This window comes from Bradyrhizobium sp. dw_78, assembly GCF_018449525.1.
In the GTDB taxonomy this organism is placed as follows: Bacteria; Pseudomonadota; Alphaproteobacteria; order Rhizobiales; family Xanthobacteraceae; genus Bradyrhizobium.
In genome coordinates, this window is record NZ_JAAVUS010000002.1 from 489,561 (window position 1) to 501,601 (window position 12,041).

The 12,041-nt window shown below is 62.4% G+C and carries 11 protein-coding genes; 4 read left to right on the forward strand and 7 right to left on the reverse strand.

All coding sequences use genetic code 11. The features are described from left to right. Positions 1–11: 11 nt before the first annotated feature. The 4 genes from HB630_RS08070 to HB630_RS08085 form a co-directional block, all read right to left on the reverse strand. Positions 12–1,553 (reverse strand): MFS transporter, encoded by a 1,542-nt coding sequence (locus tag HB630_RS08070; RefSeq protein ID WP_213771562.1) that lies wholly within the window; start codon positions 1,551–1,553, stop codon positions 12–14. Positions 1,554–1,621: 68 nt separating this feature from the next. Beyond that, a complete protein-coding gene (locus tag HB630_RS08075) occupies positions 1,622–2,911 on the reverse strand; it encodes a cytochrome c (RefSeq protein WP_213771564.1) in 1,290 nt (429 codons plus the stop codon). Next, a complete protein-coding gene (locus HB630_RS08080; protein ID WP_213771566.1) occupies positions 2,908–4,671 on the reverse strand; it encodes a GMC family oxidoreductase in 1,764 nt (587 codons plus the stop codon). Before HB630_RS08080 ends, HB630_RS08075 begins: the two co-directional genes overlap by 4 nt. Then, the gene (locus HB630_RS08085; RefSeq protein WP_213771568.1) at positions 4,671–5,465 is read right to left on the reverse strand and encodes a gluconate 2-dehydrogenase subunit 3 family protein; all 795 of its coding nucleotides are present in this window, start codon (positions 5,463–5,465) and stop codon (positions 4,671–4,673) included. Before HB630_RS08085 ends, HB630_RS08080 begins: the two co-directional genes overlap by 1 nt. 362 nt (positions 5,466–5,827) lie before the next feature. Here HB630_RS08085 and HB630_RS08090 point away from each other — a divergent pair, with 362 nt between their 5' ends. Then, complete coding sequence (locus HB630_RS08090) at positions 5,828–6,361, forward strand: methylated-DNA--[protein]-cysteine S-methyltransferase (RefSeq protein ID WP_213771912.1); 534 nt, start codon at positions 5,828–5,830, stop codon at positions 6,359–6,361. A gap of 93 nt (positions 6,362–6,454) precedes the next feature. Here the strand turns inward: HB630_RS08090 and HB630_RS08095 are convergent, their stop codons facing one another. After that, positions 6,455–6,751 carry a hypothetical protein gene (locus HB630_RS08095; RefSeq protein ID WP_213771570.1) on the reverse strand — a complete coding sequence of 99 codons (297 nt, stop codon included), beginning with the start codon at positions 6,749–6,751 and terminating at the stop codon, positions 6,455–6,457. A gap of 495 nt (positions 6,752–7,246) precedes the next feature. Between HB630_RS08095 and HB630_RS08100 the strand changes: the two genes are divergently transcribed. The 3 genes from HB630_RS08100 (at position 7,247) to HB630_RS08110 (ending at position 9,914) form a co-directional block, all read left to right on the forward strand. Continuing rightward, positions 7,247–8,542 carry an O-acetylhomoserine aminocarboxypropyltransferase gene (locus HB630_RS08100; protein ID WP_213771572.1) on the forward strand — a complete coding sequence of 432 codons (1,296 nt, stop codon included), beginning with the start codon at positions 7,247–7,249 and terminating at the stop codon, positions 8,540–8,542. A 3-nt stretch (positions 8,543–8,545) separates the two neighbouring features. Beyond that, a complete protein-coding gene (locus tag HB630_RS08105; protein WP_213771574.1) occupies positions 8,546–9,328 on the forward strand; it encodes an alpha/beta hydrolase in 783 nt (260 codons plus the stop codon). 154 nt (positions 9,329–9,482) lie between these two features. Beyond that, the gene (locus tag HB630_RS08110) at positions 9,483–9,914 is read left to right on the forward strand and encodes a hypothetical protein (RefSeq protein ID WP_213771576.1); all 432 of its coding nucleotides are present in this window, start codon (positions 9,483–9,485) and stop codon (positions 9,912–9,914) included. A gap of 76 nt (positions 9,915–9,990) precedes the next feature. Here the strand turns inward: HB630_RS08110 and HB630_RS08115 are convergent, their stop codons facing one another. Both HB630_RS08115 and HB630_RS08120 read right to left on the reverse strand, forming a co-directional pair. After that, positions 9,991–10,836, reverse strand: coding sequence for a CmcJ/NvfI family oxidoreductase (locus HB630_RS08115; protein ID WP_213771577.1), 846 nt, complete (start codon positions 10,834–10,836; stop codon positions 9,991–9,993). A gap of 226 nt (positions 10,837–11,062) precedes the next feature. Next, the gene (locus HB630_RS08120) at positions 11,063–12,037 is read right to left on the reverse strand and encodes a tripartite tricarboxylate transporter substrate binding protein (RefSeq protein ID WP_213771578.1); all 975 of its coding nucleotides are present in this window, start codon (positions 12,035–12,037) and stop codon (positions 11,063–11,065) included. Positions 12,038–12,041: the final 4 nt, after the last annotated feature.

Genomic DNA, 12,041 nt, shown 5'->3' on the forward strand with positions numbered 1-12,041 from the left:
CGCGTCGGTTTTTAATTGCCACTTCTTTTTAAGACTACGTCGGTCTGCCGGATCGTCAACCAGCCCACAACGCCGCCAAGTGCGGCGCATGAGGCGGCAACCTGCATCACCAGGCGCAGAGCGCGCTCGAATGCCGAAATGGCGGCGCTGGTCGCGCCAGCCTGCCCGGCCAAAACCGCGTTCAATGCCTCGTTGGCATGGGTGGGCGCAACATTGGCCAGATGATGTGAGAAACTTACGAATAAAATCGCGCCGAGCACCGCGACCGCCAGCAGACCGGCCACGCGCGCAACGGCGTTGTTGACGCCCGAGGCGACGCCCGCGCGGGCCTCCCCGACCGAGGTCATCACGGTCGATGTCAACGGCGAAACGGTAATCGTCATTCCGACGGCGAGCGTGCAAATCGGGGGAAAGACATTTTCCCAATAGGGTCCGCCGAAATCGCTGAAAGCCAGCCACATCAATCCAGCGGCGGCGATGATCGGTCCTGACGTCAGCGACAACCGTGGGCCGAAACGGTCGGAGAGAGCACCCGCGAATGACGAGCCCACCCCCATGATCAGCGCGAATGGCAGGAACGCCGCGCCGGCCTGGGTTGCGGAATAGCCCCCGAGCCGGATCAAACCGAAGGGAAGAAAATACAGCACGCCGCCGAGCGCGAAATAAAGCAGCAGCGTCAGCGCATTGGTTCCGGAAAAATCACGCGAGCGATACAGCGACAGCGGCATCATTGCATGTTCCCGCGAATGGGCTTCAATGGCGAGAAACGCCACAAGAAACACGATGCCCAATCCCAGCGCGCAGAGCACGGCGACGTCATGGAATCCCGAGGCCGGAATGGCGCCAAGACCCCAGGTGATTGCCGCCAGACCGATCGCGACCGCGGCTGCGCCGTTCCAGTCGAGCCGTTTTGCCTGGGGATCGCGGCTCTCGCTGGCAAACAGGATCGCAAGACCGGCCGCGGCGATGGCAAGCGGCACGTTGATCAGGAAAATGGCCCGCCATGACACATGATCGACCAGCCAGCCGCCGAGCACCGGCCCGGCCGCGGACGTCAGCGCGCCGACGCCTGCCCATATGCCGATCGCGCGGCTGCGCTCATGCGCATCAAACGTCGCGCCGAGCATGGCGAGACTGGCCGGCGTCAGCAACGCCGCACCAAGACCTTGCACGGCGCGGCTGGCGACCAGCGCGTTGATATCCGGCGACAGGCCACAGGCAATCGAGGCAAGCGTAAATAGCGCGATGCCGATCAGGAATATCCGCCGGCGGCCGAAAAGATCGGCGGCCGAGCCTCCGACCAGCACCAGCGCGCCCAGCAGCAGCAAATAGGCGTTGACGATCCATTGCGTGGATATTGCATCAGCCTGCAATGCCTGCTGGATCGCGGGGAGCGCGATGTTCACGACCGAACTGTCGACGAACGCCATGCTCGATCCGAGGATCGTCGCTGCCAGCGTCAGGCGCTTGCGCTTTTCCGGCAATGCGACCGGAAACGCAGGGGCGGCGCGGATGACGCCGGCGTCGCAGGGTGACCTCGAAACGCCGAGCATAAGATCCTCGCCACGACATGATGCCCCGCCTTGCGACCGATCTGGAAATCCCCGCGCCGATAGAAGCCTTATTGCGATGCCGAGCGTTCGGCCGGCCCCGCGACCTTGCTCCGCAAGGCCTTGACCATGTCAGCATCCACGGCCGACGCCGCATTGCCCCAGCTATTGCGGATATAGGTCAAGACCGCGGCGACCTGACTGTCATCGAGACGATAGCCGAACGATGGCATCGCCGGCGAGGTCGGCGCCGCATCGGTGCCTGCGCCCCTCACGCCGGTCAGGACAACCCGCACCAGCGTCGCCGGATCATCCTGCCTGACGATCGCGTTGCCGGCAAGCCGGGGAAAGATGTGCTCGATTCCATTGCCGTTGCGGGTGTGGCACGCCGAACAGACATCGACGAAGACGGCTTCGCCGACCTGCATGCGCGGATCGGAGCCCGCGATCGGCGTGGGCGCAGACGCGCCGGACCCGCCCTGTTCCTTCAGGTAAACCGCGATCGCCTTGAGATCGGCGTCCGGCATCTTGGAGGTCGAGTCTTCGACGACGTCCTTCATCGGACCGCTGGCGATGCTGGTGCGCGTCTGACCGGTCTTGAGATACTGCACGATCTCCTCGACGGACCATTTGCCGAGGCCCGCCTGCTGATCATTGGTGAGGTTCGGCGCCGTCCAATTGTCGATCCGGCTGCCCTGCAGGAACTGATCGGACTTGTTAGCACCGAACATATTCATCGGCGTATGGCAGGCGCCGCAATGGCCGAGCCCTTCAACCAAATAAGCGCCGCGATTGAACTCCTCCGAGTGACCGGAAGCCGGCACGAACCGGCCCGGCTTGAAGAACAGCGCATTCCATCCCAGCATCGAGGTGCGGATGCTGAATGGAAACGGCAGCGTATTGCGGTTGACGGCGTTGGAGACTGGCGTCAGCGTCCGAAGATAGTCGTAGATCGCGTCGGTGTCCTGACGCGTCACCTTTGTATAATAGGTGTAAGGGAAAGCCGGATAGAGATAGCTGCCGTCGGGCCTTCGGCCCTGATGCATGGCGCGGGCAAAATCATCCTTGGACCAGCGGCCGATTCCGGTTGCCTCGTCGGGCGTCAGGTTTGGCGTCACGATCGCGCCGAACGGCGTTGCCAGCGAAAGGCCGCCGGCGAACGGCTTTCCGCCGGGTGCGGTATGACAGGCGAGGCAATCTCCGGCGGTGGTCAAGGCCTTGCCGCGCAGGACATCGACATAATTGTCCGGGTCCGCCATGGCGCGGTCCGCGACGATCAAGCCGACGAGCACAATCGCGTACCGCCACCATTTCCTCGCCGGCCCGGCAAGGCGCGACGCACCGTTCACGGACGAACTCATAGCTGCACCAGCGGGCCGGAGGATTTGAGATAGCGCTTGATCGCGTCCAGCGCCCAATAGGTCAGTGCGCCGACGGTGCCGGTCGGGTTGTAGCCTGCATTCTGCGGAAACGCCGAAGCGCCCATGACGAACACGTTCGGGACATCCCAGGACTGCAGATAGCGGTTCAGCACGCTGGTCTTCGGGTCGTTGCCGAACACGGCGCCGCCGGTGTTGTGCGTCGTCTGATAAGGAACCACCGACCACGGGCCGACCAGACGATTTAACTGCGTTTGCTTGGCACCCATCGCCTTTGCGATCTCATCGCAGCGGTCGGCCATCCAGTTCGCCATCTTGCGTTCATTGTCCTGGTAGTCGAACGTCATCCGCATCAAGGGCCGTCCGAGCGGATCCTTGTAGGTCGGATCGAGATCGAGATAGTTGTTGCGATAGCTCATGACGCTGCCTTGCGCGCCGACGCTGGTGACGCGCTGATAGGTCTCGTGGACTGCCTTTTTCCATTGGCTGCCCCAGGTTGGCGTGCCGGGCGGCGTCGGATGATAGAGAATGGGCCGGCCGTTGGTATAGGCGCAGGTGATCGAGGCGCCGCCGACGAAGCCGTGCGGCCCGTGATCGAAATTGTCGCTGTTGTAATCGTCCGCCGCGGTGCCGAGCGAGCCGGCCGCCGCGAACGGATTGAATTTCGCGTCCTCGAAAAACGCCGTCGAACCGGAACCAGTCTGGTAGGCGTAATTGCGTCCGACGACGCCCTCGTCTTTGACGGGATCGTAGGGCTTGCCGATGCCCGACAGCAGTAACAGCCGCACGTTGAAAAGCCCGAAGGCACAGACCAGCACGAGATCGGCGGGCTGCTCCCATTCCTCACCGTTGAGATCGACATAGGTGACGCCGGTGGCGGTCTTGCCGTCGGCGGACAGATTCACCTTCGTCACTTCGCTGTCGGTGCGCGCCTCGAAGGTGGGCTGGCGCACCAGCGCCGGCAACACGCAGGTTTGCGGCGAGGACTTCGAATAATTGGCGCAGCCGAATCGTTCGCAGAAGCCGCAATAGGTGCAGGGCGCCATGCTGCATCCATACGGATTGGTGTAGGCGACGGAGAGGTTGGCCGACGGGCGCGGAAAGGGATGCAGGCCGAGGTTGGCGGTCGCCTTGTTGAACAAATCCTGGGCGTAGCCCTGCTTCATCGGCGGCGTCGGATAGTCGCGCTCGCGCGCGCCCTCGAACGGATTGCCGCCCGGCTGGATCTGTCCCTTGATATTGCCGGCCTTGCCGGAGATGCCGGCGACATATTCGAACTTGTCGTAATAGGGCTCGAGCTCTTCGTAAGAGACCGGCCAGTCCTGAATGTGGTGGCCTTCCGGAAAGATCGCTTCGCCATAGCGCTCAAGCATGTGGCTGCGGATGCGGAAATCGTCCGGCAGGAAACGCCAGGTCTGACCGTTCCAATGCACACCGGCGCCGCCGACGCCATTGCCCGGCAGGAAGCTGCCCCATTTGCGGATCGGCAGCGCCGTCTGCGACGGGTTATTCCGCATGGTGATCGATTCCTGCGTCGGACGCAGGAAAACGTCGTGGCGCACGCCATATCGCAACTCATCCGGCGCCGTGCCGATATTGAAATCGGTTGCGGTGTCGCGCCACGGGCCGCGCTCGATCGCGACAACCTCCAGGCCGGTGCGGGAGAGTTCATAGGCAAGGATCGATCCGGTCCAGCCGAGACCGACGATGACGACATCCTTGCGTGGCAAACGGCGGGCCATCAGCGCTCTCCCCAGGCCGGACGGCCTTGCATACCAACCGGCGGCAACAGATAGGCCTGATTGGGTTTCTCCATCACGTCGCGATAATCGTAGCGCGTGCCGGGGAAGCCGATCAGCTTCCAACCCGCCATGTCACGATTGCCGCCATAGATCGGATCGGCGAAGAAGCCTTCCATCGTGTTGCTGTAGATCGCCGAGAACAACATCCTGCTGCTGAAATTCGGCAGCTTCACCTCGCCCTTCTCCATGCCGGTCAACAGCTTCTCCTGCTCCCCGGTGCTAAGCTGAACGAAGCCGCGGCCGCCAAAGCTCGTCTTGCAATAGGCCTCCAGCGCCGCGAGCCCCTGGCGGTATTGCTGCCGTGGTGTCAGCGGCGACTGCAAGCCCTGGCTCGGCAGCGGCGTCGCGGAAAATGGACCCTGCATATAAAGCCAGTCATGCCCGCCATAGGGGCCGGTCAATTGCCGGTCGATAAAGGTCGTCACGCCCGCGTCCCTGGCGCCGGGGCCGAGATCGTCGGCCGGGATCAGGCGGTCCACGAAAGCATCGACGATGGCCGCCTCTTCGGACGTCAAGAAGAAATAGCCGCCGGGCTTCACCGGCACCACCGGATAGGCCTCGTTGGGGTCCCACGGCAGAACTTTCGTCACCACGCGGGCGCCGGCGACGCCGGTCGTCATCAGGAGGGCCGCGCTGGCCAGCAGGCTTCGGCGCGTGATGTGGCCGCGATGATGCCGGGCCGGGCCTGACGCAGAACGTTTTCCGCGTGACGAGATACTATCCGGATGCGTCATCAAAATCCTCCAGCCCACGGCCTGCGTCTATTGCCCGATTCTCGACAGAATGCACCTTTCCCGCGCGCATGTCAGGGATGAAAATCGAAGCAGCGGCCCTTCGGGAAGGTATCCGCCGTACATCAAATCGGTCGCCTGACCGGCTATCGCGCGCCGGATAAAATCCGGGAGCGGCGAATATGATGTTTTTAAGAAGATTGTCCGTGCCCGCGTCGTCGCAGCGCCGTGCCAGCCATCATGATCGGGTTTCGGGTGGTGAAATATCGCGTGGACGTCCAATCTCAGCGGCAGGAAAAGGAAATTGTCGGAAAGGACATGACGCCGTGACCCAGAGCGCAGCGCAAAAAACTGTCTACGTCTACATGATCATCGACTCTCCGCTTGGCCGGCTCAAACTGATCGCGAGCGAAAAGGGATTGGCCGCGGTGCTGTGGGAAAACGACGACCCGCGGCGCGTCCGTCTCGGCCCGCTAACACCTGACCCGGATAACCGTTTGCTGAAACAGGCCGAGAAACAACTGAACGCTTATTTCAAGGGCAGGCTGAAACAGTTCACGGTGCCGCTGGATTTCAAGGGAACTGATTTTCAGAAAAAAGTCTGGGCGGCATTGCTCACGATTCCGTTCGGCGAAACACGCAGCTACGCCGAAATCGCCAGGCAGATCGGCAAGCCCGCGGCGTCACGCGCGGTCGGGGCGGCGAACGGCCGGAATCCGATCTCGATCATTGCCCCTTGCCATCGCGTGCTCGGGTCCACCGGCAAGCTGACCGGCTTTGCCGCCGGTCTCGGAGCCAAGGAGGAATTGCTCAAGCTGGAAGGCCGCGCACCCCTGCTCGGACCGGCCAGTCGGAGCACCCGAAAAGAACAGAACCAATCCAGATGGATCATGCAATAGCGCCGGCGACCGTTGCTTGCGATCAGTGCGACCGCCTTCCGCATAAGCGTCGTCGGCGCAGGCACTATGCACCAAAAGCTTCGTAGCGAACGCTTACCAAGCCAATTGCATCGTCCGCCACGGATAGTCGTCGATGTCCGCCAGCACCGCGCTCAGATAGCGTTCCGCCGCCGGAGACGTGCCGAGGACCAAAGGCAGATCGCCCGTCTCGCCGCTGTTCAACACAACGACATCGCGATCCATTTCCGACAGCGGAATCTTTGCCCGGATCGCGTTGGCGACGCGCTGCGCCAGCCAGCGTGAAGCGGCGCCCCCCTCGGGCAGCTTCACGACAATAATGTCACTTCCGGATGGTCGCGGAATATCCGTCACCCACACTTGCTTCGTCATGGCATCGTTCTCTGTCGGTCGTAACCTGGATCAATCTGGAAGATACTGGAGACAGGTGATGACCGATATCGAGGCGGCATTCCATCTCAAATACTTTTCAACCAAGGCGGCGTAAACGGAACTTGCCGCATCGCAGGTAAACCTTGCCGCGACACAGACATTTGATATGTCCCGATTCGATTGAACTGAATAGCAGAACAAATATCGTCGCGCAGACATTTGCTCGCGCCAACCTTACAGGCTTGTAATTTTCTCTGCTCCGCGTTGCCCTCCAAAATAGTGAGATAAAAGCACCGCAGATTGCCGGATAGGCTTGATACGACCTCTCGTCGAAGCTGCCGGTAGCGCGGCTGCCATCCGGAAAATCACCGCTGAACGTACCATGCAGCGTCAAAAAAGACGCAAGGGGCGGCTAACGCCCCTCGCCGTTTTGTGGCAAGAAACGCGGGCGTCACTTCCAGGTTGATTTTGCAGGTTGATTTTGTGAGGTCCACAATGCCCGCGCCAAAGCCTCCCGCGTTCGAGACATTGAGCCTGCATGCAGGCCAGCATCCCGATCCCTCGACCGGCGCGCGGGCCGTGCCTATCTATCAGACGACCTCCTATGTCTTTCAGGATTCCGAACACGCCGCGGCGCTGTTCAATCTGGAACGCGCCGGGCACATCTACACGCGGATTTCCAATCCGACGACGGCCGTTCTCGAAGAGCGGCTGGCGGCGCTCGAAGGCGGAATAGGCGCGATCTGCACGGCGAGCGGAATGGCCGCGATGCATCTGGCCATCGCGACATTGCTCAATGCCGGCGACCATATCGTCGCCTCGTCCTCGCTCTATGGCGGCACCATCAACCTGCTCGCGCACACCCTGCCCCGCTTCGGGATCACCACGACATTCGTCAAGCCGCGCGATCTCGGCGCATTCCGCTCGGCGATCCAATCGAACACGCGGCTCGTGATCGGCGAGACCATCGGCAATCCCGGCCTGGAAGTGCTCGATATTCCCGAAGTCGCCGGCATCGCGCATGACGCCAAGATCCCGCTTTTGATCGACAACACGTTTGCGACGCCCTATCTGAGCCGCCCGATCGAGCTCGGCGCCGATATCGTCATGAACTCGGTCACCAAATGGCTCGGCGGGCACGGCATCGCGATCGGCGGCGTCATCGTCGATGGCGGCCATTTCGACTGGCACGCCTCCGGCAAACTCCCTGTCCTGACCGAGCCCTATGCCGGGTACCACGGCATCGTCTTCGACGAGCAGTTCGGGCCGGCCGCTTTCATCATGCGCGCGCGGACCGAGGGCCTGCGCGACTTCGGCGCGTGCCTGTCGCCGACCAACGCCTTCCAATTGTTGCAGGGGATCGAGACCCTGGCGATCCGCATGGATCGCCACCTGCAGAACACCTACGCCGTACTCGATTTCCTGAAGGCCAACAAAGCCGTCGATTGGGTTCTTCATCCCTCGCTCGCAGACCATCCAGATCACGCCCTGGCGAAACGGCTGCTGCCGCGCGGCGCCGGTTCGATCGTCAGCTTCGGCATCAAGGGCGGGCGCACCGCCGGCCGCAAGTTCATCGAGAGCCTGCGGATGATCAGTCATCTCGCCAATGTCGGCGACGCCAAGACGCTCGTCATTCATCCCGCCAGCACCACGCATCAGCAGATGGATGCCGCGCAACTTCAGGCCGCCGGCATCGGCGAGGAACTGGTACGGCTGTCGGTCGGCATCGAGGCGGTCCAGGACATTGTCGAGGATCTCGGCCAGGCGCTGCGCGCATCCCAGAAGGTGTAGCCCATGAATTTGTCCATCAACGGCAATGAAACGTTCGTCGCAACCGGCGGCCGCGAATTCGATCGTTCCTTGCCGGCCGTGGTGCTGCTGCATGGCGCCGGCTTCGATCATTCCGCCTGGGCGCTGCACAGCCGATGGTTCGCGCATCACGGTTTTGCCGTGCTGGCGCCGGATCTGCCGGGTCATGGGCGCTCGGCAGGTCCCGGCTTGCGCAGCATCGCTGACATGGCGGACTGGGCGGCGGCGCTGCTCGACGCGACGGGTGCCGCAAAGGCGCATCTGGTCGGCCACTCGATGGGCTCCCTGATCGCACTCGAAACGGCGGCACGGCATCCAGCGAAAGTATCGGCGCTCAGCCTGATCGGAACGGCGGCCGTCATGACGGTCGGTCCCGATCTTTTGACGGCCGCGGAAGCCGATGATCACGCCGCCATCGACATGGTGTCGATCTGGGGCCTGGGCTTCAGGGCCGAACTGGGCGGCAGCCTGGCGCCGGGATTGTGGATGCACACCGGGGCGGAACGCGTCCTGGAACATTGCCGGCCTGGCGTGCTGTTCAGCGATTTGTCGGCCTGCAACTCCTATCAGAATGCGCTTGCCGCTGCCGCAGGGATTGCGGTGCCGACGGCCCTGATCCTCGGCGAGCGCGACATGATGACCCCCGCCAGGGCCGGCAAGACGCTCGCCGCAGCGATTCCTCACGCGCGAACCGTGATCGTGCCCGGCGCCGGTCACATGATGATGGCCGAACGTCCCGACGAATTGCTCGCAGCGTTACGAGGCTGAGCCCTCACAAGGACCAATGCTCATAAAATACGAGGAAAGCGTCCCGAAATCGGAAACAGGGCATGGCGCCTTGAAGCATCGCGTGCCAATCATATTTGCTGCGCATTGCAAAAATGCTTCGGCCTGGCCGCCTTAGCCATCTGTGGTAGTCCCTATGCGATTTCGGGTCAGGAGATTCGCCCACGTTCTGGAACGCGTCGGGCTGGCGATGGCCGGCGCGGCAAGCGGGCTGTTTGTCGGCGTCCACGTCGGTTCAAGTGTTGCGGCGCTCACCTCCCAGGCCTTCCTGCTGCTCATGATGATCAGCGGCGCCGTCGGATTTTACCTGGGGATCGACACGCCCCCGCTGCCCTTTCACAGCCCTGACGAGGCGTCGAAAGACGGCTCGGCCGGACCGATCGATTCCGCGGAATTTCTAACCGCCGTGGGCACGTTTCTGGCCGCGCTGACGGCCTTTGCGTCGGTCGGCGTGATCGTGCTCCGGGCCGAACCGCATATCGTCTGGACAGCGATGATCATGCTGGGATGGGTGGTCGGCGTGGCGATGCAGATCGTCGCCGGAACGATGGCGCGCCTCCGCAAGTGATATCCTGCAAGGGATCCTGCAACCGCACGCCCCGAGCCCTCGCCCGGAGCGTACAACGCGTAAGCTCTTACCAAACTCAGTGCTTGTGGAATACCAGCGTCCGCAGCTCGATGCTCTCGCGCGGCGGCGCATCGGCCGGTGTCGTCGGGTCGATGAACGCCGTATGCGGCCCGAAACGGGTCCGGCCATCGGTCGCGGAATCGTAGCACTTCAGCAGCAGCGCTTCGTCGGCAGTCATTTCCGGAACGTAGAACCAGCGATGGTTGGGGTTGAACTTCACGGAATAGGTTTCGCCGTTCCGGTTGGGATAGATCAGGTCGGAGGCGACGAGATCGCCGGGCGCCACGGTCTGGCCGTCGCACATGGCGAGCGGCGCGTCACGCAGCGGACCGCGTATCGGCCGCCACAGATTGATGACCTGCACGCGTCCCTTCAGAAGCTCATCCGCCTCTTCCGGCAAATGCTCGCGAACGCGATTGCGGCCCGATAGATCGGTCTGGTCGACGTGAACGCGCGTTGCCGGCTGCCGCGGGGCGACGCCGCGAACATCGTCCGTGCCTTCCACCCGTTTGCGGACGGTATGGTCGAATATAAAGACGCGATCCGCCTTCAAGGTCGCCTTGATGAACGCCTCCGCCGCCGGATAATAGACGCTCCTGACCTCCTTATCGTCATAGAAGTTCCTGACCGCGGTCGGATGCCGGACCAGGGCAAAGCCCTCACGATCCAGTGAAATAGCGTCGGCGATCAAGCGCGCATCGAAGATCGGAACGATGTGAGGCTCGGGCAGCGCCGTCGTCCTGGGTTCTCCCGGCGGCGGATCATAGGCATAGGTCCTGGGCTTGCCTGCAACGGGCGCGAGATAATTGAGTTCCGCCGTCACGAACGGCAGCGATTCGATGTTCGACTGTTGAAGGCCCATGGCGATCTCCCGGAGAATCCGATGTCTCGCCTTCATTTTGGACGGCCGGCACAGCCCGGCAAGGCCACGGCCAAAATAGCAACATTGCTATGCCGAATAGCTGGAAACGAGGAAAAACCTTTCCGGGACATCGTCCGGCCTGGGCGGTCCTTCTCGGCCGCGCGGATTTCGGGAAGGCGGCCCGAGCAGGGACTTTCAACGGCCGTCGATGGGAGCCTTCAGAACGTTAATCGACGCTGATCCCGCTGGTCTTGATCAGCGTCGACCATTTCGCGATCTCGCTCTGCACGAAGCCGTCGAGATAGGCCGGCGTGGCACGATCTTCCGAAACGATCTTGAGGCCGAGCGCGTCCATCCGCTGGCGCAGTTCCGGCGTTTTCATCGCCTCGATCATGGCGTGATTGAGCTTCTGGACAATGGCATCCGGCGTGCCCTTCGGCAGGAAGAACGCATTCCAGGTGTAAGCCTTGACATTGAAACCCTGCTCGACCGCGGTCGGAACGTCCGGCAACGCCGACGAACGCGCATCGTCGAGCACCGCGATCGCCTTCACTTGGCTGGAATCGATCTGCGGCTTGGCCGAGGTGACGATATCGCAGAGATAATCGACCCGTCCGCTGACGATATCCTGCATGGCAGGATTTGAGCCGCGATAGGGCACATGCGTGACATCCAGCCCCGCCACCGAATTCATCAGGGCGCAACCAAGATGGATGGCCGAACCGGTGCCGGCGGACGCAAACTGCATCTTGTCCTGATTGGCCTTGGCGTAAGCGACGAATTCCTTCATCGAGTTGACCGGCAGATCCTTGCGCACCACCAAAACCAGCGGCACCTCCAGGAACAGGCCGACACTGACGAAGTCCTTGGTCGAATCATACAGCGGCTTCTTGTAGAGCGTCTGGTTCTGCGCCTGAGTGCCGACGGTCCCCTGCAGAAACGTATAGCCGTCGGGCGTCGCCTTCACGACGCGTTCGGCCCCGTTCATGCCGCCCGCGCCACCGACATTCTCGACGATGATGGTCTGGCCCAGGATCTCACCCATCCGCTGCGCGAACAGACGCGCGGGCACATCGTTGGGCCCGCCGGCAGCGAACGGATTGACCATGGTCAACGTATGCGTTGGCCATTCCTCCGCCGAGGCTTGCCCGGCCGCGAGCATACCCAGCACCGCCAGACCGGCAAAAAACAACTTTCGCATCGCC

Bases quoted from the DNA above. Each gene is read 5' to 3' on its own strand.
- HB630_RS08070 (WP_213771562.1), bottom strand. From the start codon at position 1,553: ATGCTCGGCGTTTCGAGGTCACCCTGCGACGCCGGCGTCATCCGCGCC.
- HB630_RS08075 (WP_213771564.1), bottom strand. From the start codon at position 2,911: ATGAGTTCGTCCGTGAACGGTGCGTCGCGCCTTGCCGGGCCGGCGAGG.
- HB630_RS08080 (WP_213771566.1), bottom strand. From the start codon at position 4,671: ATGGCCCGCCGTTTGCCACGCAAGGATGTCGTCATCGTCGGTCTCGGC.
- HB630_RS08085 (WP_213771568.1), bottom strand. From the start codon at position 5,465: ATGACGCATCCGGATAGTATCTCGTCACGCGGAAAACGTTCTGCGTCA.
- HB630_RS08090 (WP_213771912.1), top strand. From the start codon at position 5,828: ATGATCATCGACTCTCCGCTTGGCCGGCTCAAACTGATCGCGAGCGAA.
- HB630_RS08095 (WP_213771570.1), bottom strand. From the start codon at position 6,751: ATGACGAAGCAAGTGTGGGTGACGGATATTCCGCGACCATCCGGAAGT.
- HB630_RS08100 (WP_213771572.1), top strand. From the start codon at position 7,247: ATGCCCGCGCCAAAGCCTCCCGCGTTCGAGACATTGAGCCTGCATGCA.
- HB630_RS08105 (WP_213771574.1), top strand. From the start codon at position 8,546: ATGAATTTGTCCATCAACGGCAATGAAACGTTCGTCGCAACCGGCGGC.
- HB630_RS08110 (WP_213771576.1), top strand. From the start codon at position 9,483: ATGCGATTTCGGGTCAGGAGATTCGCCCACGTTCTGGAACGCGTCGGG.
- HB630_RS08115 (WP_213771577.1), bottom strand. From the start codon at position 10,836: ATGGGCCTTCAACAGTCGAACATCGAATCGCTGCCGTTCGTGACGGCG.
- HB630_RS08120 (WP_213771578.1), bottom strand. From the start codon at position 12,037: ATGCGAAAGTTGTTTTTTGCCGGTCTGGCGGTGCTGGGTATGCTCGCG.